Here is a 23469-nt window from a genome sequence, read left to right on the forward strand (position 1 = left end):
GTGCAGCGAATCCGTCACTTGAGAAGAAGAGGACACAATGCCTGGTGAAGATGGCCTGTCGGCACTGGAAGGACGACCGACGTCCGTGCTGATCGCCGATCAGTTGCGCGAACGAATCATCGACGGGTCTTTTCACCCCGGCGAGCAGATCCGCGAAGCGAGTCTCGTGGAACGGCTGCAGGTCTCCCGGGGGCCGGTGCGGGAGGCTCTGCAGCGGCTCAGCCAGGAGGGGCTGCTGGTCAGTCACCGCAACCGAGGGGTGTTCGTTCTCGACCTGACGATCACTGACATCAGGGAGATCTACGCCGCGAGAGAAGCGATCGAACTTGGCGCCGCGACCGAGATTCTGGCGGAGAGACGCGGCGAGCTGGCGGCGATCGCCGAGACCCTCTCTCGCATCATCGAGGAGATGGTTCCGTTGGTGGCGGCCGGAGACTGGCACCGACTCTCGGAGGTCGACCTCAACTTTCACCTGGCTTTCGTGAAGAGCGCGGGAAACTCGAGGCTGTCGAGGATCTACTCCACGCTCGCCGCCGAGTCCCGAATTTGCATGGTCAACCTTGAAGTGTCGTACCCTCGCCCGGCGGCGCTGACCGAGGAACACCAGCACCTGGTGGACCTGCTCGTGGCCGGCGACGACGAGAACCTGCACCGCGCCATCCGTCAGCACATGAGGTCGGCCATCACCGACCTGAGCGCGTCGATGCTGGCCGACAAGTCCCACCACGGCTGAGTCGACGGTGGGGGTTGCGCCAACGGGGGTCGCGTATGTAGTCTGATTGTCAACAATCGACAATAAAGGATGCGTGACCCATGGACATTTCCCTCAGTGAGTATGGCGAGCGTCTTCGTGGGGTACGTGAGCGAATGTCCCAACAGGGGCTCTCGGCCTTGATGGTCTCCGACCCCTCCAATCTCTACTACCTGACCGGCTACAACGCCTGGTCCTTCTACACAGCCCAGGTGCTCTTCGTGCCGGCAGTGGGCGACCTGGTGCTCTTCGCCCGCACGATGGATGCCCATGGCGCATTCCGTACGTCCTGGTTGCCCCAGGAGAACGTGTACGGGTACCCCGACGAACTCGTGCACCGGGCGGGCGTGCATCCCTTCGACTGGGTCGGGGGCAAGCTTCGGGAACTCGGTGTCGTCGCCTCCGCCGCGGGCGAACAGGTCGGGCTTGAACTCGACTCGCACTTCTTCTCGCCCAAGGCCTACCGCGCCCTGGTAGCCGCCCTCCCGGAATGGAACTTCGTCGATTCTGTCGAATTGGTGAACTGGGTGCGATCCGTGAAATCTCTCGCCGAAATTGACTTCATGCGCTCGGCCGCCCAGATCGCCACGGTCGCTATGTCGACGGCCTTCGAGCACGTACGCGTGGGGTCACGGCAGTGCGACGTGGCTGCGGAGATCAGCCGAGCGCAAATTCGGGGCACCGCAGAATTCGGCGGCGATTATCCCGCCATCGTGCCGATGATGCCCACCGGCGCGGAAGCCGACACGCCTCACCTCACGTGGACCGATGCCCCTTTTGAAGACGGCCAGGCCGTCATCGTCGAGCTGGCCGGTGCCTACCGTCGGTACCACGTGCCGCTCGCTCGCACGGTGATGCTGGGACGGCCGTCCCCCGAGCTGCAGCGGGTCGCCGCCGCGGTCGGTGAGGGGATCCAGGCCGTGTTGGAGATGGTGCGGCCGGGAGCCCAGGCGCGAGATCTTGCGGCGACCTGGGAGCGGGTCCTGGCCACGCACGGGCTCGCCAAGCCGTCGCGCATCGGCTACTCCATCGGAATCGGCTACCCGCCGGACTGGGGCGAGCGAACGGTCAGCCTGCGCGAGGAAGACGAAACCGTGCTGCGCGAGAATATGACATTCCACCTGATCGGTGGCATGTGGATGGACAACTACGGCTATGAACTGTCCGAACCGATGCGCGTCACCGCCACCGGCGTCGAGACCTTCACGAGCCTTCCGCGCCAGCTGATCAACGCGGGAATCCTGTCATGAGCGTCATCAATCTTCCATACGCGGCACGGGCTGCGCGCCTGACCGGTTCCGTCATCGACTCGAGCACCTCCCTCCTCGCCGCGCAGACCCACGACATCGTGCGCTTCGCCATGGGGTCACCGTCGGACGAGGCCGTACCCCTCGAGGTGCTTCGCGATATCGCCGCATCCCAGCTCGACCACAGCAGCTTCACCTACGGCGCAACGGAGGGGGAACCCGCGCTGCTCGAGCAGCTCGTGAGCTATCTCGCTACCTTGTCCGAACCCACCTCGCTCGACCGGATAACCATTACAGCGGGGGGAATGCAGGGCCTGGACCTGGCCTGCAAGATCTTCGTCGACCCGGACGACCTCGTTATCATCGAAGGTCCGACGTACACGAACGGAAGCGCCACAGCCGCGAGCTACGGTGCCGACCTGCTCGAGGCCCCCGTCGATGAGAACGGCCTGATCGTGGAGGCCCTGCCCGATCTGGTGCGGGGCACAGGCAAGACGCCGAAGGCGATCTACGTCATCCCGAATTTTCAGAATCCTTCCGGCACGACCCTGTCTGCGGGCCGACGGGAGCATCTTCTCGAGCTGGCACATCAGTGGAACGCGGTCATCATTGACGACGATCCCTACGGACTGCTGCGCTTTGCCGGAGAAGACCTGCCGAGCTTCCAGAGCCTCAGCCCCGCAGATCCCCTGCTCTTTTCGGTACGAACCTTCTCCAAGATCCTGTCGCCGGGCCTGCGCGTGGGCTGGGTCGACACCGACCCGTCGATTCGGCAGCTCGTCATCAACGCCAAGCAGTCCATGGACACCTGCACCAACGTTCCCGCCCAGCACATGGTCGCGGAATTCATTCGGCGCGGAGGTCTGTCCGACCACCTGACGATGATCAGGAGCCAATACCTGGAACGCAAGATCGCCATGACGGACAGCCTGCAGCGGCACCTCGGTGACCGGGTCACGATGACCGATCCCGACGGGGGCTTCTTCCTCTGGGTGACCCTGCAGGGAGAGGATCGCCTCACGTCGACGTCTGCCCTCTTCGAAACGGCCCTGGCCGAGGGGGTCGCCTTCATTCCTGGGCCGGCCTTCTCCTCGACGAGCCGGTACGACGACTCCCTGCGGCTCTGTTTCGCGTCCACATCGCCGGACCGGATCGAGGAGGGCGTCAAGCGTCTCACCCGTGCCCTTGACCTCGCCCGGATGCTGCGATGACATCGACCGCGGACGGCGTCTCCGCTCTGGAGGCCGGCGTGCTCAGCCAACTCGACCACGATGAACTCCTGCTGCTCACGGCCTCACTCGTTGCCGCGGGCGGGGAGAACCCCGGGTCGACGGAGGAAGCCACCGTGGCGGTGCTGCGCGAAGCCTGCGAACGTTATGGCTTCGATGTGGAGCTGACGGAGGTCGCGCCCGGGCGACAGAATCTGGTCGCCACGCTCGAGGGCGGAACAGGCCAGGGACTTATGTTCCTCGGGCACTCCGACGTCGTGCCCGCCGGCGAGGGCTGGACCAGCGACCCGTTCGAGCCCTACGCCCGGGATGGCCGGCTCTACGGCCGCGGAACCACCGACATGAAGGGTGGATTGGCCGCCATCGTGCTCGCCATGGCGGCAATTCGGGCTTCGGGAGAGCAGCTCCGCGGGCCCCTGCAGCTCGTCTGCACCGTTGACGAGGAAGATCGTGGCCTCGGACTTCGCGCCTATGTGCCGACCGCTCAGCGGGGCGTCTTCGCGGCGTGCGTCGTGGCAGAGCCGACCGATCTGCAGACGGTGATCGCGTGTCGTGGCGACAGCTACCTCTCGCTCACCGTCGGCGGCCGGGCTGCTCACTCCGGGAGACCTGGCGACGGTCGCAATGCCATCGCCGCGGCAGCGCGCGTGCTGGAAATCGTGCGTGCCGACCATGAAGCCCTGAGCGCGGTGCAGCATCCGCTGCTCGGCTCCGGAACATGGAGCGTAGGTACGATTACCGGGGGCACGGGAACCTCCGTCGTCGCTGCCGACTGCGCGGTGACCCTTGATCGACGGCTGATGCCCGAGGAAAACGCGCAACTGATCGTCAACGAATTTATGGAAAAGGTCCGTGACGCCGGAATTGATGGAGACGGGATTGTTGTGAGCCTGGTTATAGACATGGAAATGCCCGGATTCACCACCGACCCGGCGCATCCGCTCGTCGTCGGTGCGGTGGAGGCCATGGCCGATGCCGGAGGCGGCAGGCAATCCGTTGGCGGGTGGAGCGCGGCCTGTGACGGGGGCTTCGTGGCTCGAGACCTGGGCATACCGTGCATCGTGCTCGGACCCGGCGGCCTGAACGACCAGGCGCACCAGCCCAACGAGTCGGTGAGCATCAACGAACTCGCCATCGCCGCCCGCGCGTATGTGCTGCTCGCCCTGCGGCTGGTGGGTCGCCAGTGAGCGCCGCCCGTCCCGTGCTCGTCGTGCTGTACAAGGACGACCTGCCCGACTGCATGCCCCTGATCGAGGCCGCTGCCGAGGTGCGCTATGTGCGCGCCGCGGAACTCGCCACGGCGATCCCTGGCGCAGATGCCTTGCTGCTGTGGGACTTCTTCTCGTCGGCCGTCGAAGACGTCTGGGCGCACGCGGACTCGCTCAGATGGATCCACGTGGCCGCGGCCGGAGTCGACAAGCTCCTGTTCGACGGGCTGCGCCAGTCGGGCGTCGTCGTCACGAACTCCCGCGGCATCTTTGACCGGCCCATCGCTGAATTCGTGCTCGGCGGCATCCTGGCGATGGCCAAGGACCTGCCCGGGTCTCTGCGCCGCCAGCGGGACGGCGTCTGGGAGCACCGGGAAACGGATCGCATCGACAACGCGAACGCGCTCATCGTGGGCACCGGATCCATCGGTCGGGAGACGGCGCGGTTGCTGCGCGCCGTCGGAATGCGGATCGAGGGCGTGGGACGAACGGCACGAACCAACGACGCCGACTTCGGAACGGTTCATGCCTCCGCCGACATCGAGTCCGTGGTGGGCGAGCACGACTATGTCGTGCTGATCGCTCCCTTGACGGACGCAACCCGCGGGCTCGTCGACGCGTCGGTCCTGGCCGCCATGAAGCCGAGCGCACGCCTCATCAACGTGGGGCGGGGCGAACTCGTGCACGAGGGAGCCCTTGCGGATGCGCTGAGCCAGGGCGTCATTGCCGGTGCGGCGCTCGACGTTTTCAGCACGGAGCCACTTCCGGCCACGAGCCCGCTCTGGCGGCTGGAGAACGTGTTGATCTCGGCGCACCTCAGCGGAGACGCTGCCGGCTGGCTCGAACGGTTATCGGCACTCTTCGCCGACAACTTCGGCCGTTATACCGCCGGAGCCGAGCTTCTCAACGTGGTCGACAAGGAGCTCGGCTTCGTACCCGGGGGATAGTTAGCGGAAGAGGGTGCCGAGCGAGTTGAGCGTCAGCGTGCGGTCGGCGATTCGGAGGCCTTCCCAGACGGTGACCTGGTTCGCAGTCAGCACGGTCTTGCCGAGGGCAGCCTCCAGTTCGTTGACGAACTGGAGCGAGTGCATGGCCGTGTCCGGGATCAGGATCGCCTGCGCGTCCGGGTGATCGGCCGCGCGAGCCATGGCGAGGATCTCGGGCAGGCCCAGCAGGCCGACCTCCCCGGCAGTGGCGATGTCATTGCTCTGGAACGAGACGACCGAGATGCCGGCGTCAGCGAGGAATCGCTTGAAGTGCTGGGCGAGGTCGTCGGGGTAACTCGCGGCGACGGCAACCTTGTCGATGGAGAGCGCGCGGCAGGCCTGGGCGAACGCGATGGACGTGGATGATGCGGGGACACCGCTGGCGCGGCTGACCTCTGCGGCCTGGTCGTGCGCACCCTGCCAGCCGTACACGAAGCTTCCGGAGGTGCAGGCCCACATGATGGAATCGGGCGCCTCGCCGGCCAGCTCCCGCGCGCCGGCGAGCAGGTTCTCTGATCCGCCGACGGCCAGCAGCTCGTCGACCAGGTGGGCGACGTCGCCGCCGGCCGTGCGCACGAGGGGCAGCCGAATGGCCCCGGATGTGGCCTGTTCGAGGAAAGGAAAGTCGTCGTCGGCGCCCATGCCCGGATAGAGGAGTCCAACGCTGGGTACTGCGGCCTGGGTTGTCATGATTGCCCTTCGATCGGTAACGAACCGTGCATCATATTTGGAAGATTGTTGACAATCCTACAGGGAGTGGGTAGGTTTTTCGACAAGCACCACGGGGTTCACCGGAGAGCCGCTAGGAGTAACCGCACGAGGTCCAACCTTGGGCCCTACGAGATCGGAACCACTCATGATTCGACAGTATTCGCGCAGCGCGGCAATGCGTGGGGTTGGCGTCATCGCGGCAGGCCTGCTTCTGGCCGGAAGCCTCAGTGCCTGTTCGACCACGACCGCGAGCGATGCCGGCACCGACGTCAGTACCCTTCAGAACGGAAAGGACCTCGGCTACCTGCGCGTCGGGATCGCCAACGAACCGCCGTACACCGAGGTGAACGCCGACGGGTCCGTGCACGGCGGCGAGCCCGACGTGCTGCGAGAGGTCTTGAAGACTATGGGGATCGGCGAGATCCAGGGCATCATCACCCCGTACGACGCCATGATCCCCGGCCTCAACGCCAACCGCTGGGACGTGGTGGCCGCCGGCCTCTTCATGAAGCAGTCCCGGTGCGCGGCGGTCGCCTATTCAGAGCCCATCATCGTCTCCACGGAGTCGTACGGCACTCCGGTCGGCAACCCGAAGAACATCACCACCCTCGCCGACATCCAGGAGAATACCGATCTCAAGATCGCCGTACTCTCCGGAGGCTTCGAAGAGGGAATCCTCAAGACCATCGAGCTTCCCCAGGACCAGATCGTGCTCGTGAAGGACAGCCGCAGCGGCATGGAGGCGGTCACCGCCAACCGTGCCGACGCCTTCCTGCTGCCGACCCTCTCGCTCCGCTCGCTCGTTCAACAGGACCCGAGCATCGAGGTGACCGACCCCATCGAGGACGCGCCGCGCACGGGTTCCGGAGCGGCATTCCGCAAGGGCGACACCGAGTTGCTCGCGGAGTACAACAAGCAGCTGGCCATCTTCAAGGAGACGCAGGCCTACACGGACATCATGGTCAAGTGGGGCTTTGACCCCGAGGCCGCCAAGGGCGTCACCGCCGCCGAGCTCTGCGAGAACGAGGGCTAGGTCACCAGCCCGTATCGCTCGGTGCGGAACCCGCTTGAGGGTCCGCACCGAGCGCATCCGTTCTCACCGTCAGAAAGGCTGGTCACGGTTTGGATGCCGTATTTGACTACTCGGGACTCCTTGTTCAGGGCCTGGGCGTTACCATTCTCGTCACGGTCCTCGGCGCGATCCTCACCATCGTTGTCGCGTTCATCGCGGGGCTCTGCAGCCTCTCGACCCATCGCTGGCTGCGGTGGCCGGCGACATTCTTCGTCGAATTCTTCCGCGGCACCGGGCTTCTCGTGCAGATGTTCTGGTTCTTCTACGCCTTGCCGTTCCTTGGCATCGAACTCGCCCCGCTGGTGGCCGGTGTTTTGGCGCTGGGATTGAACGAGGGCGCGTATGCAGCCGAGGTTGTGCGCGGAACCATTCGGTCCCGGGCAAAGGGACAAACCGAGGCGGCGATCGCCCTCGGCATGACGCCGGCCTTGCGGATGCGGCGCATTCTCATTCCGCAGTCGATTCCGGCCATGCTCCCCGCCTTTGGAAACGTCATGGTCGACCTGTTGAAGAACACGTCCCTCGTGTCCCTGGTCACCGTGTCGGACCTCACGTGGCGGGCGTTCACAGCCCGCACGGTGACCGGCCAGACCGTTGAACTGTTCCTCACCATCCTCGTGCTCTACTACCTGCTCTCCCTGCTGATCGGCTGGCTCATTCGTTACCTCGAAAAGCGATTCGCGCTCGACCGCAAGTCGCTCGCCAAAGCCAAACCGCTCAAGGCGCTGGCAGGAAGGTTCTCGTCATGAGTGTCTGGGACACCGCATTCGCCATCTCGATCATGCCGATCCTGCTCAAGGGACTCTGGCTGACCATCCAGATCACCCTCGTGGGATTCGTCATCAGCCTGGTTGTCGGCCTGGTGGTCGCCGTCATCCGGTACCTGAAGATTCCGATCATCTCGCCGCTGGCCACCTTCTACGTGTCGTTCGTGCGAGGAGCACCGCTGCTCGTGCAGGCCTACGTTGCCTTCTACGTGTTGCCGTTGCTCGGTGTCACCTTCGACGCCCTGCCCACCGGAATCGTGGTGATCGGGCTGAACTACAGCGCTTACACGGCGGAGGTGTATCGCGCCGGCATCGAACAGCTCCACAAGGGGCAGTGGGAGGCCGCGACGGCGTTGAGTCTTCCGCGCTGGCGCACCTGGGTGCGCATCGTGATTCCGCAGGCCGTTCGACCCATCATCCCCGTACTCGGAAACTACCTGATCATGATGTTCAAGGACTCGGCGATCCTGTCGTCGATCACCATCATCGAGTTGCTGGGATCTGCCCTGTCGATCGGGAGCAGCTACTACCGCTATCTCGAGCCCATCTCAATCATCGGCCTGATGTATCTCGCCATCAGCTTCCCGTGTTCACTTCTCATCAAGAAACTGGAGCGTCGTTTTGTCCCCCAACACTGAAACGCTGAAGACCCTCAACAGCACCGGCGCCCCGCGCGACGTCGAGATCTCCTTCGCCCAGGTGAGCAAGGCCTGGGGAGACAATCACGTTCTGCGCGGCCTCGACCTGGAGGTCAAGGCCGGGGAGAAGGTGTCCATCATCGGGCCGTCGGGCTCGGGAAAGACCACCATCCTGCGCATCCTGATGACGCTCGAGACGCCCGACGTCGGGCTGGTCACAGTGGGTGGTGACGTTCTCTGGGACGCCAAGCCCGGCGTGAAGAACAAGGAGACGAAGCAGACGCAGAAGACCCGTCGCAAGGTCGGTATGGTCTTCCAGCAATTTAATCTCTTCCCGCATCTGACCGTGCTCGAGAACGTGATCGAGGCGCCCATCCACGTGCTGGGAATCTCGAAGCAGGAGGCGACCGAGCGTGCCGTTGACCTGTTGGAGCTCGTCGGCCTGCAGGAACACATGAAGCACACCCCGCCCGAGCTGTCCGGCGGCCAGCAGCAGCGGGTGGCCATCGCGCGTGCGCTGGCGATGCGCCCCCGCGTGATGCTCTTCGACGAGCCGACGTCGGCCCTCGATCCCGAGCTGATCGGTGAGGTGCTGAACGTGATCCGCCGGCTCGCCACGACGACGGACATGACCATGCTCATGGTCACCCACGAGATGAGGTTCGCGCAGGAGATTTCCGACCGCGTGGTGATGTTCGACAAGGGCGTTGTGGTCGAGCAGGGCCCGCCCGACCAGATTTTTAAGGACCCGCAGGAAGAACGAACCCAGCGCTTCCTCAAGGCGGTGACGTCCTACTAGTCCCGCGTGGTCGGCCGGGGCCGCGCCAGGAGGCGTTGCCCCGGGCCGACTGCCGGAAGGTCGCACAGGGCGAGCGCCGCCCACATTGTGGCCTGGTTGGCGGAGATGATCGGCTTGCCCAATTCGCGCTCCAGGGGAGCGATGAGGTCGTAGGTGGGAAGGTTCGTGCACGACACCACGATCGCCTGGGCCTCCGGTGAGTCGGCGAGGCGGATGAGTTCCGCGGTGCGACGGTAGGGCACGGTCCACATGTTGGCGTCCATGCCCAGGTGGGCGATGCCGGTCACGGCGACCGAACTCTCAATCAGGAAGTCCTGCAGGCGGATGGTGATTTCAGCGTCGTAGGGCGTTGCAATGGCGACCCGGTTGACGCCGAGATGTCCGAGGGCCGAGACGATGGCCCCCGATGCCGTTACGGCGGGTGCGCCTCCGGCGGACATCAGGGCCGCGGCCACCGCCCGCTCGCCGGCGCGCCCGTTGGCGAAGCTGCCCGATGTGCACGCGTAGGCGTACACCGTGGGCGCAATGGTCATCAGCTGCTGTGCCGTGGAGCGGATTCCGGTTTCGTCGCCGAGAGACTCCACCATCTCCAATGTAACCGGCAGTGGGTCGAACGGTGTGCGAGCAAAGAAGAGGGAGGCTTGCGGAGGTACCCACCGCCAGAGTTCGGCATCGAGGGCCATGTCATGGGGTGCCACGACCCCGATGCCGATGTGTGTCGGGGGCCCGAGGGGAATCTCGTTGTGGTGCGTCGTTTTCGCCAATGCTGCCTCCCCATGCCGGTGCGATGGCCGTCGTGCATGAGGCCTGTGCTCAGTATTGTTGACAATCCTACACAATACAACCTAGGATTTTAAAAAATCGAAGGGAAGATTACATGGCTCGCTACATCACCGTCACGCTCGAAACTCGAGGCGTCAGCTGCCTGGCACGACTGCTTGACGACGAGGCCCCGCGTACGGCGGCCGCTGTTTGGGACGCCCTGCCCCTGTCTTCGGCCGTGTTCCACGGTAAGTACGCCCGCAACGAGATTTACAACCTCGTCCCGGCTTTCGCGCCTGTCGAGCCCGGCAAGGAAAACACCACCATCACGCCGATCCCCGGAGACCTCTGCTACTTCGAATTCGACGCCAACGATCTGGCGACACCTTCACACGGGTACACCACCGGCGAAGGTCCTCAGAAACTCAGCAAAATCATCGATCTGGCCCTCTTCTACGGCCGCAACAACCTCTTGATCAACGGCGATCAAGGTTGGGTGCCGGGAAACGTCTTTGGAACAATCGTCGAAGGACTAGAGGAGATGGCCATTGCCTGTCAGGACGTGTGGATGGGAGGCGCCCGCGGCGAAGTCCTGACCTTCGCCCGCTCCGACCGCACCTGATTTCTACGCGCGGGGGCGGAAATCCCGGGGCCAGTCGGAGGCGCGGATGCGTTTGATCTCCTTGATTGGCCCCAACGTTCCCCACTCGTCAAGGCCGAGGCGTGAGAGCGGGTTGAGCAGTTCGATGCGGGGGTGACTGCCATCGAGAACTTCCGAGCTCACGGCCGCGTGAGTAACCTCGCCGAACACAAGCGTGCAATCGCCCATGCGGATCGTTCGGTGGAGTCGGCACTCGAGGGCGACGGGGGATTCTGCGACCCGCGGCGTCTCCACGGTGAGGCTTGGCTCCCGGGTGAGTCCAGCCTGATCGAACTCGCTCACCTCGGGCGCGAAATCAGTTCCCGTCGCGTTGATCTCCTCGAACAGATTCACCGGGCTGAAGTTGACGACGAAGTTTCCGGTGGCTTCGATGTTGCGCAGCGTGTCTTTCTCGCCCACCGACGTGAATTGCAGGATCGGCGGGTCGACTGAGGCCACGGTGAAGAACGAGTGGGGAGCCAGGTTGTGCACCCCAGTCGGCGACGTGCTCGACACCCAGGCGATTGGTCGCGGCACCACCACCGAGGTCAGAAGGCGGTAAAAGTCTCGCGGCGGCATGTGTCCGGGTTCAAAGTGTGTGCGCACACTTCAGGCTAACAACGCCGGGCCACGCAAACCCCGACAACGCCGCATGCCAAGCGGATGCGACAGTGGCGATGTTCCAGGTGGCGCTAGTCGGTGTCTGATTCCCTGGTCGCATCCTTCACGGCGTCGGCGGCATCCGAGACGACGGTCTCGGCCTTCTGCCGTTGGGTGGTGGCGGCCGTGCTGGCCTGGTCGATCAGCTCCGACACCTTGGCTTGGGCCAGGGCCGCGGCATCCCTGGCGGCCTGTTCGGTCTGAGCCACCACCTTCTGCAGGTTAGGGTCGCCCCACACCTCCCGCGCCTTCGTGGCTAGCCGGTCGTAGGCGCGACGCCCCGCCCGTGAGCCGAGCACGTAGCCGGTCGCCAAGCCGGCGAGAAAGAGAAGTCTGCCTCTCATTGCTGAACCTCCGAGATCGGTGAAGTAACGACAGGGATACCGTACGTTCCTAACCGAATGTGCTCAAGGGATTGACAACGTCTAGTGCACAGCCGACCCCGGAGGGTGTGCCAGCGCGTCGCGGCTCAGCATCGCCGCACCGGCCACGGCCGCCGGCATCACAAAGACCGCCGCAAACGGGATGAGGAACAGCAGGTAGGTGGCGGCGCCGAAGCCGAGGCTGGTCGCACGACGGCGGGCCAGCATCCGTCGCCTGTCGCGAAGCGAGAACCCCCGGGCATCGAAGGCGAAGCCGGTGAGTTCGAGCGTGAGGATCCAACCCCCGACGGCCGCGCCGAGCGTGAAGGCAAGCATGCCGCCCACGACCGGAATGAGGCTGCTGATCACGAACAGCGGTGCGAGAAGAACGGCAGGCACCAGTAAGCGAGCGCCGTCGCCGATGGCGCGCCACAGTGAAGCCAGAACGCCGGTCTCAGGGGCGGTGGGCGGAGCGCCCAGACGGGTTTCGACCGAGCGCCAGATGCGTTCGTAGAACGGGTCGCCCACCAGCAAGGTGACAGCGGTGTAACTGTAGACCAGCACGAGGATACCCACTGTCACCACGGCGGCGCCGGCCGCGACGCGTGAGCCCGTGCGCCAGGGCTCGCCCCAGCCGTCGGCGAACGGTGTCATCCAGGTGGCCAGTCCTCCGAGGTTGACGGCGAGCACGGCGATCCCCGCAAGATAGATCAGGCCCACGATGAGAGCGGGCAACGCGCCGAGCAGCATGAGTCGGGGTGAGGTGACCCACATTCCGAAACCCCGGCCGAGAAACCCGACCCCAGAGCCGAGTTCTCGCAGGAGGCCGGGTGACGGGGGAGCCGAGGGGTGCATCCGCTCAGAATATCGCGGCCGGACGGACCCGTGTGCGGATCGGCAGTCCTGCATATCTTGGTGCCGTCGCCCGCGGGTGCGCCGCGAGACCCTAACCTGAGAGTAGGCCAGAAAGGCTGGAACGACGCAAGGAGCCGGATTGACCCACCCCTACGCGCTGCACGTCGACCTGCTCGCCCCCTGTTTCTGCTGCCAGGCCAGGCAGCCATTCCACTTCACCTCCGCAAGTGATCAGGCGGTCTGCTCTTTCTGCGTGCGCCACCTCGGTGCGGAGAAGGCCGAACGTCGCGACAGTGATCACCTGCGGCTGTGGACGGAACTCTTCAACGACGAGCAGGAAATGCATCGGTCCTACGTCGCGGCGACGAAGGCGACCATCGCGGAGCGGGATGCAGCGATTGTCGAGCTCACGACGCACGTCGGGCAGCTCGCAGCTCTCGTGGCCGGGCACTTCGACGCGACCCCGACCGACGGTGTGCGGGGGTTACTGGAAAACGACTTGATCAAGCGCGCCGAGCGGAAGACCGAGCTGGCCTCACGCCAAATCGACTGGGCCATGGCTGTGATCTGGCGCATTGGTGCCCTCCATCATGACGACGCCGAGAACCCCGGGCACTGTGTCTGTGGGCGGGCTCTCGGGAGCTGCGCAGAGGGGCTCGCGATCGATCCTGTTCGAACGGCCATGAATGACTGGGGAAAGAAGAACGTGCAGTTGCTGCGAAACGGTAAGCGCAACGGCCTGCCGGCCGACCACCCTGCGGTGATCGGCGAACGGACGCGCTGACCCTAGTGTGCCATCGGTGCCGGTTCGTTCGCCGTCACCGGGCTGCGACGCACGAAGAAGGCGAGCGGGATCGCGAACAGGGAGATGACCGCGCCGTACACGAATGCAGACTGAACCCCGGCAGCCGTCGCGGTGACCTCGTTCACGCCGTCTGCGATCAGACCGGCAGACTGTGAAGCCATCACGGCGATGAAGAGGGCTGTTCCCGCGGCACCGGCGAGCTGCTGAACTGTTCCCACCACGGCGCTGCCGTGCGAGTAGAGCTTGGGGCGCAGGGACGCGAGGCCGGCGGTGAAGAGCGGCGTGAAGATGAGCGCGAGCCCCACGCTCAACGAAATGTGGGCCGTCATTAACAGGGACGGCGCCGTGGACTCGCCCATCAGCGTCATCGACCAGAGCGCGCCGCTGACGATGATCGAGCCGGGGGCGAGCAGCACCGTAGGGCCGAACTTGTCGTAGATGCGACCGACGAACGGCGCGAGAACACCCATGGTGATGCCGCCGGGAAGAAGCAGCAGGCCGGTGGCGAGGGCGTCCAGGCCCAGCACGTTCTGCATATAGATCGGAAGCAGGATGATGGTGCCGAACAGGGCCATCATGCTCAGGCCGAGCATGATAATGGCCACGGTGAAGGTGCGCGACTGGAACGTGCGCAGGTCGAGCAGCGCCCGGTCGGTGCGCTGCAGAGTGAGCTGACGGAGCACGAACAGGGCGAGGGCGAGTACGCCGATCACGAGAGGAACGATGCCGGCGGCGGCCCCGGACTCGCCGGTCGAACCCAGGTTGCTGAGGCCGTAGACGAGCCCACCGAACCCGAATGCGGAGAGGACGATCGAGAACGTGTCGATCGGCACCTGGCGCGGCGTGGTGACGTTCTGGATGCGCGCGGCGCCGAGCAGTAGAGCGCCGATAGCGATGGGCAGCACCAGGATGAACATCCAGCGCCAATCCAGCACGCTCAGGATGATGCCCGAGATGGTGGGGCCGATGGCGGGAGCCACCGAGATGACGATGGAGATGTTACCCATCGTCTTGCCACGCGAGGCGGGAGCAACGAGGGTCATGACCGTGGTCATGAGCAGCGGCATCATGATGGCAGTGCCACTGGCCTGCACGACGCGGCCAAGGAGCAGAACTTCGAAGCCCGGAGCGAGCGCCGCGATGAGCGTTCCCAGGCTGAAAAGCGTCATTGCGGCGATGAACACGGGGCGGGTATTGAATCGCTGCAGCAGGAAACCTGTGATGGGGATGACCACCGCCATGGTGAGCATGAATGCGGTCGTGAGCCACTGGGCAGCGGACGCGGTGATGCTGAGGTCGGTCATGAGGTGCGGCATCGCCACGCCCATGATCGTCTCGTTCAGGATGACCACGAATGCCGAGACCAGCAGCAGGGAGATGACCAGGCGGTTGCGCGCCGAGTCGTCCCGAACCGGGCCGTCGACGAAGGGCGGAGCCTGGGTCGCCTCCGGCGAGAGAGGGGGAAGGGTGCGCTCGGTCATACGAAGTCCTGTCAAATCAAAAATGGCGTGCACTGGCACGCTTCTAACCCAGCGTTATGCCCGGTGTGCTTTATTCCTCACTGGGTGAATTTCGTACGGGTCTGTGGCACGAGGCGCGATGCCGAGGCCGCGAAAAGGGAGCGGAGACGCCGGACGCCGGGATCGGCATCCGTTGCCTCGCGCGTGACCACATAGTCGTGCCGGTAGATGGGCACCGACAACGGATGCAGGGTGACGTTGTCGGGCAGGTGGGCGACGGTCAGCTCCGGCACGAGAGCAACGCCCGCCCCGGCCGAGATGAGCGACAGGATGACACCGAAATCGACGGCCTCGGCCACCGCGCGCGGTGCGAATCCGGCGAGCCCACAGGCTCGCTGGACCATTTCGTGGCAGGCCCAGTTCCTGTCGTGCGGAAGAATCCAGTCGTGGGTTGCGTAGTCGCTCAGGGTCATCTCCTTGCCAGGGGAGCCTCCTTCGGATGACGGAAGTGCGAGCCAAACCTGCTCCCGGGCGATCGGGGTCACCACGCAGCCATTGAGGTCGCCGATCGCCATGTTGGAGTACGAGTGGGTGAGGGCCAGAGTGACATCGCCGTTGGCCAGCGCGGGCAAGGAGTCGTGAGGCTCAAGTTCGAGAAGTTCGATGCGCAGACCGATCTCGGGCTGCGCGATGAGGGTGGCCCAGGTGTCGGCGACGACGGAGCGGGCGATCGACGGGAACGCGGCCACCCTGTAGGTACCGGCCGAGCCTTCCCGCAGGGCGGCAACCTCCATTTCGGCTAGGGCGAGTCGATCCACAAGGTCGGCGCCGTGTTGGGCGAGGAGCACACCGGCTGGCGTCAGGCGAAGGGTGCGGCCGTGACGTTCCGTGAGCGGCAGCCCCACCTCGCGCTCGAGGGCTGCGAGCTGCATGGAGACACCGGGGCCGGTGAGGTGCATTGACGCGGCGACGGCGGCAACGGTGCCGAGTCGATTCAACTCGGACAGCATGCGAAGCTTACGGATGTCTAACACATCAGCAATCTTTACTCATACTTGCCGCAAAAGTAAATAGACGTGAGGTTCTGGGTTGGCCACGATGAAGAAATGACTTCTCCTCGTGTGCTGCTGGCAGGTTTGGGTGTTGTGGTGCTCTGGGCCAGTGCCTTCCCGGCCATTCGGGTGGCCGCTCCCGAGCTCGGCGTCGCCGGACTCTCCTTCATACGGCTCTTGATCGCTGCTGTCGCCCTGATCGCGCTTGCTCCCATGCTCAAGGTTCGAATGCCTGCCCGCCGTGACCTGCCACTCATTCTGGGCTGCGCGTTCCTGGGTATGGCGGCCTATCAGGTGTTACTCAACTGGGGCGAGCTGTACGTGCCGGCCGGAACCGCGAGCATCATCGTGTCGGCGGCTCCGCTCGTGAGCGTTGCCATCGCGGCCGGCCTGTTCGGCGAACGCCTCACCGCACTCAAGATCGCGGGCAGTGCCGTCGCCATCGCCGGTGTCGCGATGGTGTCACTCGCCCGTTCGGGCTTTAGCCTGTCTGGCGCGGTCTGGATACTGATCGCGGCGATGGTGGTGCAGGGCGCGTATCACCCGCTCACAAAACCACTGTTGAAGAAGTACTCCGGGCTGGAGGTGGCGACCTACGGCATGATCGCCGGCACGCTGATGCTCGCGCCCACGGTGCCGTTCGCGTGGGATGTGATGGCCGGCGCCGACGCATCCGCCTGGTGGGCCGCCGTCTACCTCGGACTCGCCCCCTCTGCACTGGGCTTCGTGCTCTGGGGGTTCGCCGTGTCCCGGATGCCGGTGGTCGCGGCAACCTCGTTGCTCTACCTGGTGCCGCCCGTGGCCGTGGGCATTGCGTTCGTCTGGCTCGGCGAGCTCCCTCTCGTGAGCGAGTTGGCGGGTGGCGTCGTGGTGATCGCGGGAGTCGTGACGATGAGCGTCGGCGACCTGGCGGGCCGCCGTGTGCGCAGCCGCGCTCAGGGAATGCGCAGGGCCAGATAGGGAGCGGTGCGGCTTGTCGGGTGCGCGGCAACCGTAGGCGGAGTGCCGGCGGCCACGATGCGGCCGCCCTTGTCGCCGCCCGCCGGGCCGATGTCGATCACCCAGTCGGCGGCGGCAACCACGTCCATGTCATGTTCGACCACGATCACTGTGTTGCCGGCGTCGACGAGTCGGTTCAGCTGGGTGAGCAGCAGCAGGACGTCCGCGGGGTGCAGCCCGGTGGTGGGCTCGTCGAGGACGTAGAGAGTGTGGCCGCGGCGCGCCCGCTGCAGCTCGGTCGCGAGCTTGATGCGCTGAGCTTCGCCACCGGAGAGTTCGGTGGCGGGCTGACCGAGGCGCAGGTAGCCGAGCCCCACCTCGCGGAGGGTTTCGAGGCTGCGCAACGCCGAGGGAACGTCGGCGAGGAAGAGTGCCGCCGCATCGACCGTGAGGCCGAGCACCTCGGCTATATTCTTGTCTCGGTATGTGACTTCGAGTGTCGCAGGGTTGTACCGTGAACCGCCACAGTCGGCGCACGGAGCGTAGCTGCCGGGTAGAAAGAGAAGCCCGACCGCCACGAATCCCTCGCCGAGGCAGGTTTCGCAGCGGCCGCCGGCAACGTTGAACGAGAATCGGCTCGCGCCGAATTTGCGATTGCGGGCCGCAGTCGTCGTAGCGAACGTGGATCGTACGGCGTCGAACAGGCCGGTATAGGTGGCGAGATTCGACCTGGGCGTGCGTCCGATCGGCTTCTGGTCCACGCGCACGAGCCGGTCGATGGCGTCCGCTCCTGTGATCCTGTCGACCGTCGTAATTTCGCTCGGCTCGGTTTCGGTCTCCTCGGATGTCTCTCCGGTGGCCGATCCCGTCGATTCGGTCGATGCTCCCGGGTCCTGGTCGGGGTGCAGCTGCAGGCCAACAGCCTCCGCGAGCACCTGGCTGACGAGGGTGGACTTGCCGGAGCCGGAGACACCGGTGACCGCGGTGAGCACGCCCAGTGGGAACTCGGCGTCGAGCCCGCGCAGGTTGTGGCGTGAGACGCCTGTCAGCCCGAGCCACCCGAGGGGCTGCCGCAGCTCGCGCGCGGCGGGAACCGGGCGTTCGTTCGCGAACAGGAACTCCCGTGTGATGGAACCGGGCACAGTGGCGAGTCCCGCGGTCGGCCCGCTGTAGAGCACCTCGCCGCCGCCCTCGCCGGCGCGCGGCCCCACGTCGATGACCCAGTCGGCGCGGCGCACGACGTCCATATTGTGTTCGACGACGAACACGGAGTTGCCGCTGGCCTTGAGCTCTTCGAGCACGGCGAGGAGGGGTTCGGCATCGGCCGGGTGCAGCCCGGCGGAGGGCTCGTCGAGCACATAGATGACGCCGAAGAGGCCGGATCGCAGTTGGGTGGCGATGCGCAACCGCTGCATTTCCCCGGGGGAGAGCGTGGGCGTGGCACGGCCGAGGCTGAGGTAGCCCAGGCCGAGATCGAGCAGCACGTCGAGCCGGCGAAGCAGGTCGACGGTAATGGTGCTGCCGGCGGGAGAAGTGGCGCCCGGCCCGTCAAGTGCGTGACGGAGCGCGGTGAGTGGAAGGGAGTTGAGCTTGGCGATCGTGCGGCCGTTGAACGTCACCGCGAGGGCCTCGGCGCGCAGGCCACTGCCGCCGCACAGCAGGCACGGCCCGGATTCCACGTACTTCAAGACCCGGCCCCGCACCGAGGCGCTCTTCGAGTCCGCGAGGGTGTGCATCACGTAGCTTTGAGCACTCCAAAACTTGCCCTTGTAGGGGCGCGGTCGTTCGCGCTCCGGCATGATGTCGACCACTGGCTGTTCGTCGGTGAACAGGATCCAATCCCGATCGGCGCGGGGCAATTCGTTCCAGGCCACGTCTACGTCGTGGCCGAGGGCAGTAAGGATATCGCGCAGGTTCTTTCCTTGCCACGCCCCAGGCCACGCCGCCACGGCGCCCTCGCGGATGCTGAGTGACGGATCCAGCACGAGCGAAGCCTCGGTGACCGTGTGGGCGGTGCCGAGCCCCTGACACGCGGGGCACGCGCCCATGGCGGTGTTGGGCGAGAACGAGTCCGATTCGAGTCGCGTCGCACCGCTTGGATACATGCCTGCTCGGGAATACAGCATCCGCACCGAGTTGGAGAGGGTCGTGACGGTTCCCACACTCGAGCGCGAACTCGGTGTGCCGCGGCGCTGCTGCAGCGCGACGGCTGGCGGCAGGCCGGTGATTTCGTCGACGTGCGGCGTGTGGCCCTGTTGGATTAGACGACGGGCGTACGGAGCGACGGACTCAAAAAAGCGCCGCTGCGCCTCAGCGAAGATGGTCCCGAAGGCGAGGGATGACTTACCAGAGCCGGACACCCCGGTGAAGGCCACGATCGAGTCGCGAGGCACGTCCACGTCGACGTTGCGCAGGTTGTTCTCCCGGGCGCCCCGCACGCGCACAAAACCATCGGTCGGGGGGACGGACGGCGCTGCGGGATCGGGTGTGTGCTGCATCCGACCAAGCCTAGTTTGGGATTGCTGACCATTTCCCGCTTGTTTGCGCGTCTTCCCGCCGTTGCCGGCGGCCTGTCGTAGTCTGGGAATAATCCTCCCTATGGGTCTGTTATCGGTATCGGTAGATCCATCATGAAAGGCCTCATATGTGCAGGCTGCTGGCTTACGCCTCACCCTCCCCCCGTACCACTAGGGCGGTGCTCGGTGGAAACCAGAGCGCAGTGTTCCAAGACATGACCCAGCTGCACAAAGACGGCTGGGGCAGCGCCTGGATTCTGGGCGATACTCCCGCGACGCGTGTCGTGAAGAAGGAACGGTCGCCACTGACCGGAGCCGGCGATGACAGGCTGACCGACGCGCTCAGCGAGCGGATGTCTCGGGCTCAGCTGGTGCACCTGCGCATGGCCACCGATGGCATGTCGTGTCAGCCCGAGAATACGCATCCGTTCGTGCGGGACGGCCTCGCGTTTGCGCACAACGGCTCCCTCACGCCGGCCTCGGCGATGGACGAGCACATCGCCCCCGACCTGTTACGTACCCTGCAGGGCGACACCGACAGCGAACGCTACCTCGCCGTGATCCGCACGAAGCTGGCCGCCGGGCACGACCTGTTCGAGGCGGCGTGCCTCACAGTGCTCGAGCTGCGACCGATCTTTCCCGACATGAGCATGAACGCGATGATTCTCTCGCCCACCAGGCTCATCGGCATCCACGCGAGCGCGGATGCCGATACCCCGCACGACCTGTTCAACGCGAGCGGGTTGACCGAACAGGACCTTCCGCAGGACCACCGCACCGAGTACTACCTCATGCGGCAGCGCCGGTTCGCCGACGGCACCGTGGTATTCGCGTCGAGCGGCCTCGACATCGTGGGGTGGGAGCCGCTCCCGGCTGAGAGTGTGACGTGCGTCGACCTCGACACGCTGCAGCAGGAGACGCGCGTGCTCCACACGGCACCGGTCGTGCTTCCCGGCACACTCCGATAGCGAGTCGGACCCGTGCCGGGGCCGACTCGCTGCCGGGAAGGCTAGACCTTCGTGGTGAGGGCTGGCGCTTCTACTGCGGCTGCCTCTTCCTGAAGTCGGCGCAACGCGACCTTCATGATCTTTCCGGTTGCCGTGCGCGGTAGAGCCTCGACGAAGTCGACGTAGTCCGGAACCTTGAAGCTCGCGATCAGCACTCGGGTGTGCGTGAGCAGATCCACCTCGGTGACCATGGCGTCGGGTCGCAGCACAACGTAGGCCTTGGGGCGTTCGCCCCATTTCGCGTGCGGGATGCCGACGACGGCCACGTCGAGCACGGTCGGGTGGGACAGGATGGCGTTCTCCACCTCGATCGTAGAGATGTTCTCACCGCCCGAGATGATGATGTCCTTGGCACGGTCGCGCAGCTCGATGTAGCCGTCGGGGTGCATCACTCCGAGGTCGCCGGTGTGGAACCAGCCGCCGCGGAACGACTCCGCAGTTGCCGCCGGGTCTTTGTAGTACCCGGCCATCACGTTGTTGCCGCGCAGCACGATCTCGCCCATTGTCTGGGCGTCGGCGGGAACGTCGACCATGTTGGCGTCGACGATGCGGGCCGATTCGGCCTGTAGCATACCCACTCCCTGGCGGGAGATCTTTTGCGCCCGCTCATTCTTGGGCAGGTCGTCCCACTCGTGTTGGTATTCGCAGATCGTGTACGGCCCGTAGACCTCGGTGAGGCCGTACACGTGAACCACGTTGATGCCGAGGGCATCGAGCGCCTCGATGACGGTGGGCGAGGGCGGCGCTCCTGCCGTCGTGATGCTGAGCGGCCGTTCCACGACGTGCGCCTCCGGTGCGTTGGCGATGATGCCGCACACGGTGGGTGCGCCGCAGAGGTTGGTGACCCCGAGCGAATCGATCGCGCCCCAGACGGCCTCGGCGCGCACTGCGCGCAGGCACACGTGGGTGGCTCCGGCACCGGTCACGGCCCAGGGGGTGCACCAGCCGTTGCAGTGGAACATGGGCAGCGTCCACAGGTAGACCGAGTCGCTCGTGAACTGGTTGTGGAATATCTCGCCGAAGGAGTTGAGGTACGCGCCGCGGTGGGTGTACATGACACCCTTGGGTTGGCCGGTCGTGCCTGACGTGTAGTTGATCGCGATCACCTCGCGCTCGTCTTCCACCTCCCAGCGCAGCGGGCGGTCGTCGTAGCTGCCGGGCACGATGCGGTCCGCCTCAGCGAGGAATGACTCGAGGTTCTGCTGGCCGAAGGAGAGTCCGCTCTCGGCAAGGCCGAATTCGGCGTCGCCGATCTCAACAACGTGCTTGAGCGCGGGGCTCGCGTCGTAGGCCGACCCAACGGTGGCGACGAGTTCGGCATCGAGGAAGAGCAGGGTGGCCTCGGAGTGCGCAATCACGTAGTCGATCTCTGGCTTGGCCAGCCGCGAGTTCAGGGCGACGAGAACGCCACCCGCGAGCGGAACGGCGAAGTGCGCGATGAGCATTTCGGGAATGTTCGGAGCCAGGAAGATGACGCGATCACCCGGGTTGATGCGCGCCCGGATGGCACGCGCCATCCGCTGCGCAATGGCGGAATACTCCGCGTAGGTGTATGAGCGATTGCCGTAGACGATGGCCTTCTTGTTCGGGAAGACCTCCGCGGAACGCTGCAGGAAACGCATCGGGGTGAGCGGTGAATCGTTGGGGGAACCGAGCTGCGGGTCAATCACGAAGACTCCTTTGTCAGGGTGTACAGGTTGAATGAGGCGTGTCGAATGCGGGGCGGGAATGCCGCTCACTTGAAGGCGCTGACTCCGGTGAGGTCGCGCCCGATCAGGAGGGCCTGGACGCTTTCGGTGCCCTCATAGGTGTGGATGGCCTCGATGTCGGCCATGTGCCGGATTACGTGGTTCTCGAGCAGAATTCCGTTGCCACCGAGCATGTCGCGACCGAGCGCCGCGATTTCGCGTGCCGCGCGGGTGTTGTGGTACTTGGCGAGGGAGGCCTGGATCGGACGCAGTGTGCCGGCCGCGTCGAGGGTGGCGAGGTGCATGCAGTGCAGCTGCATGGACGTGAGCCGGGAGAGCATCACCGTGAGGCGCTCCTGCACGAGCTGGAAGCCCGCGAGCGGCTTGCCGAACTGGATGCGCTGGGTGGAATAGTTGAGGGCGGCCTCGAAGATGGCGGTGGCGTGCCCGAGGGCCGACCAGGCGACTCCGAGGCGGGTGGCGTAGAGCACCGTTGCCGTGTCCTTGAAGGTGTGGGTGCCGGGCAGTACGGCGTCGAGCGGGACACGCACATTATCGAGAACAATGCGCGCCTGGTGGATGGCGCGCAGCGAGCCCTTGCCGGTCATCGTTTCGGCGAGGTAACCGGGCGTGGCTTGGTCGACGAGGAATCCGCGAACGTTGCCCTCGTCGTCACGCGCCCACACCACGGTGATGTCGCCGACGGAGCCGTTTCCGATCCACATCTTCTCGCCGTTGATGACCCACTCGTCACCGTCGCGGTGCGCCGTGGTTTCGAGCCCCACGGAGTCGGAACCGTGCTCGGGTTCGGTGAGGGCGAAGGCGCCGAGCTTCTCGGCGCGGGCGAGCGGAACCAGCCAGGCTGCCTTCTGCTCGTCGCTGCCGAAGAGCGCGATACTCCGCAGAGCCAGTCCGCCCTGCACAGCAACGACGGTGCCCATCGAGCCGTCGCCGCGGGAGATTTCCATGTTGACGAGACCGGCCGCGAGAGGTGACATGGGCGTGAGGCCCGGTCCCTCGCATCCGTCGGTGAGCAGGTCGAGCTCGCCGAGACGACGAGCGAGGTGGAGGGGGTATTCGCCCTTGTCCCAGGCCTCCGTGAGCTCGTCGAGGCTTTCGTTGGCGAAGCCGCGGGCCTGAGCCCAGAAGGCGCGGTCGACGGCGGGAATGCCGGCGAAGACCGCGTAGTAGTCGGTGTCGAGGGGGATGGAGACGTCGTAGTCTGGCGCCTTCGTGATTGTGCGGGTGCGTTCGGCGTTCAGTACGGGTGTGGAAGTCATGGGCTACTCGCTTTCAGGTGAGGGGGAGAAGGGCG

General features: G+C 65.4%; 23 protein-coding genes. 13 read left to right on the forward strand and 10 right to left on the reverse strand.

Annotation, left to right across the window (positions count from 1 at the left end; genetic code table 11):
• The first annotated feature begins 37 nt into the window (after nt 1–37).
• The 5 genes from BJ997_RS18620 (at nt 38) to BJ997_RS18640 (ending at nt 5382) form a co-directional block, all read left to right on the forward strand.
• A complete protein-coding gene (locus BJ997_RS18620; RefSeq protein WP_183323664.1) occupies nt 38–733 on the forward strand; it encodes a GntR family transcriptional regulator in 696 nt (231 codons plus the stop codon).
• 80 nt (nt 734–813) lie between these two features.
• The gene (locus tag BJ997_RS18625; RefSeq protein WP_035837207.1) at nt 814–2001 is read left to right on the forward strand and encodes a M24 family metallopeptidase; all 1188 of its coding nucleotides are present in this window, start codon (nt 814–816) and stop codon (nt 1999–2001) included.
• The gene (locus BJ997_RS18630; RefSeq protein WP_035837208.1) at nt 1998–3209 is read left to right on the forward strand and encodes an aminotransferase-like domain-containing protein; all 1212 of its coding nucleotides are present in this window, start codon (nt 1998–2000) and stop codon (nt 3207–3209) included. Before BJ997_RS18625 ends, BJ997_RS18630 begins: the two co-directional genes overlap by 4 nt.
• Nucleotides 3206–4414, forward strand: a complete 1209-nt coding sequence (locus BJ997_RS18635) for a M20 family metallopeptidase (RefSeq protein WP_035837209.1) — start codon at nt 3206–3208, stop codon at nt 4412–4414. The genes BJ997_RS18630 and BJ997_RS18635 overlap by 4 nt, the downstream gene beginning before the upstream one ends.
• Nucleotides 4411–5382, forward strand: a complete 972-nt coding sequence (locus BJ997_RS18640; RefSeq protein WP_035837210.1) for a D-2-hydroxyacid dehydrogenase — start codon at nt 4411–4413, stop codon at nt 5380–5382. The genes BJ997_RS18635 and BJ997_RS18640 overlap by 4 nt, the downstream gene beginning before the upstream one ends.
• Here the strand turns inward: BJ997_RS18640 and BJ997_RS18645 are convergent, their stop codons facing one another.
• Nucleotides 5383–6111, reverse strand: a complete 729-nt coding sequence (locus BJ997_RS18645; RefSeq protein ID WP_035837211.1) for a maleate cis-trans isomerase family protein — start codon at nt 6109–6111, stop codon at nt 5383–5385.
• Nucleotides 6112–6277: 166 nt separating this feature from the next.
• On the opposite strand from BJ997_RS18645, the gene ehuB reads away from it, so the two are divergent.
• The 4 genes from ehuB (at nt 6278) to ehuA (ending at nt 9408) form a co-directional block, all read left to right on the forward strand.
• On the forward strand, nt 6278–7165 hold the full coding sequence (gene ehuB / locus BJ997_RS18650; RefSeq protein ID WP_035837212.1) for an ectoine/hydroxyectoine ABC transporter substrate-binding protein EhuB: 888 nt from the start codon (nt 6278–6280) through the stop codon (nt 7163–7165).
• A gap of 89 nt (nt 7166–7254) precedes the next feature.
• The gene (ehuC, locus tag BJ997_RS18655) at nt 7255–7953 is read left to right on the forward strand and encodes an ectoine/hydroxyectoine ABC transporter permease subunit EhuC (protein WP_052542362.1); all 699 of its coding nucleotides are present in this window, start codon (nt 7255–7257) and stop codon (nt 7951–7953) included.
• Nucleotides 7950–8609, forward strand: a complete 660-nt coding sequence (ehuD, locus tag BJ997_RS18660) for an ectoine/hydroxyectoine ABC transporter permease subunit EhuD (RefSeq protein WP_035837213.1) — start codon at nt 7950–7952, stop codon at nt 8607–8609. The genes ehuC and ehuD overlap by 4 nt, the downstream gene beginning before the upstream one ends.
• The gene (gene ehuA, locus BJ997_RS18665) at nt 8593–9408 is read left to right on the forward strand and encodes an ectoine/hydroxyectoine ABC transporter ATP-binding protein EhuA (RefSeq protein WP_084141290.1); all 816 of its coding nucleotides are present in this window, start codon (nt 8593–8595) and stop codon (nt 9406–9408) included. Before ehuD ends, ehuA begins: the two co-directional genes overlap by 17 nt.
• On the opposite strand, the gene BJ997_RS18670 is transcribed toward ehuA, so the two are convergent.
• Nucleotides 9405–10172 (reverse strand): maleate cis-trans isomerase family protein, encoded by a 768-nt coding sequence (locus BJ997_RS18670; RefSeq protein ID WP_221243991.1) that lies wholly within the window; start codon nt 10170–10172, stop codon nt 9405–9407. The two genes, ehuA and BJ997_RS18670, sit on opposite strands and share 4 nt — an antisense overlap.
• Before the next feature lie 113 nt (nt 10173–10285).
• Here BJ997_RS18670 and BJ997_RS18675 point away from each other — a divergent pair, with 113 nt between their 5' ends.
• A complete protein-coding gene (locus tag BJ997_RS18675; protein WP_035837214.1) occupies nt 10286–10792 on the forward strand; it encodes a DUF3830 family protein in 507 nt (168 codons plus the stop codon).
• Between the two features lie 3 nt (nt 10793–10795).
• Here BJ997_RS18675 and BJ997_RS18680 read toward each other — a convergent pair whose 3' ends face one another.
• The 3 genes from BJ997_RS18680 to BJ997_RS18690 form a co-directional block, all read right to left on the reverse strand.
• Nucleotides 10796–11389 carry a flavin reductase family protein gene (locus BJ997_RS18680; RefSeq protein ID WP_152602230.1) on the reverse strand — a complete coding sequence of 198 codons (594 nt, stop codon included), beginning with the start codon at nt 11387–11389 and terminating at the stop codon, nt 10796–10798.
• 113 nt (nt 11390–11502) lie between these two features.
• Complete coding sequence (locus BJ997_RS18685; protein ID WP_035837216.1) at nt 11503–11814, reverse strand: hypothetical protein; 312 nt, start codon at nt 11812–11814, stop codon at nt 11503–11505.
• Between the two features lie 81 nt (nt 11815–11895).
• Nucleotides 11896–12687 (reverse strand): EI24 domain-containing protein, encoded by a 792-nt coding sequence (locus tag BJ997_RS18690; protein WP_035837217.1) that lies wholly within the window; start codon nt 12685–12687, stop codon nt 11896–11898.
• A gap of 139 nt (nt 12688–12826) precedes the next feature.
• On the opposite strand from BJ997_RS18690, the gene BJ997_RS18695 reads away from it, so the two are divergent.
• Complete coding sequence (locus BJ997_RS18695) at nt 12827–13471, forward strand: hypothetical protein (RefSeq protein WP_035837218.1); 645 nt, start codon at nt 12827–12829, stop codon at nt 13469–13471.
• Between the two features lie 2 nt (nt 13472–13473).
• Here the strand turns inward: BJ997_RS18695 and BJ997_RS18700 are convergent, their stop codons facing one another.
• The gene (locus BJ997_RS18700) at nt 13474–14973 is read right to left on the reverse strand and encodes an MDR family MFS transporter (RefSeq protein ID WP_052542363.1); all 1500 of its coding nucleotides are present in this window, start codon (nt 14971–14973) and stop codon (nt 13474–13476) included.
• 77 nt (nt 14974–15050) lie between these two features.
• Entirely contained in the window at nt 15051–15986 is a 936-nt protein-coding gene (locus BJ997_RS18705) for a LysR family transcriptional regulator (RefSeq protein WP_035837219.1), read from the reverse strand.
• Nucleotides 15987–16058: 72 nt separating this feature from the next.
• Here BJ997_RS18705 and BJ997_RS18710 point away from each other — a divergent pair, with 72 nt between their 5' ends.
• On the forward strand, nt 16059–16964 hold the full coding sequence (locus BJ997_RS18710; protein WP_035837220.1) for a DMT family transporter: 906 nt from the start codon (nt 16059–16061) through the stop codon (nt 16962–16964).
• Here the strand turns inward: BJ997_RS18710 and BJ997_RS18715 are convergent.
• Nucleotides 16940–19441, reverse strand: a complete 2502-nt coding sequence (locus BJ997_RS18715; RefSeq protein ID WP_183323666.1) for an excinuclease ABC subunit UvrA — start codon at nt 19439–19441, stop codon at nt 16940–16942. The two genes, BJ997_RS18710 and BJ997_RS18715, sit on opposite strands and share 25 nt — an antisense overlap.
• A 146-nt stretch (nt 19442–19587) precedes the next feature.
• Here BJ997_RS18715 and BJ997_RS18720 point away from each other — a divergent pair, with 146 nt between their 5' ends.
• Nucleotides 19588–20427, forward strand: a complete 840-nt coding sequence (locus tag BJ997_RS18720; protein WP_084141576.1) for a class II glutamine amidotransferase — start codon at nt 19588–19590, stop codon at nt 20425–20427.
• A gap of 41 nt (nt 20428–20468) precedes the next feature.
• Here BJ997_RS18720 and BJ997_RS18725 read toward each other — a convergent pair whose 3' ends face one another.
• Nucleotides 20469–22136 carry an AMP-binding protein gene (locus BJ997_RS18725; RefSeq protein ID WP_338042592.1) on the reverse strand — a complete coding sequence of 556 codons (1668 nt, stop codon included), beginning with the start codon at nt 22134–22136 and terminating at the stop codon, nt 20469–20471.
• A gap of 65 nt (nt 22137–22201) precedes the next feature.
• A complete protein-coding gene (locus tag BJ997_RS18730) occupies nt 22202–23434 on the reverse strand; it encodes an acyl-CoA dehydrogenase family protein (protein ID WP_052542574.1) in 1233 nt (410 codons plus the stop codon).
• Nucleotides 23435–23469: the final 35 nt, after the last annotated feature.

Source organism: Cryobacterium roopkundense (assembly GCF_014200405.1).
GTDB lineage: Bacteria > Actinomycetota > Actinomycetes > Actinomycetales > Microbacteriaceae > Cryobacterium > Cryobacterium roopkundense.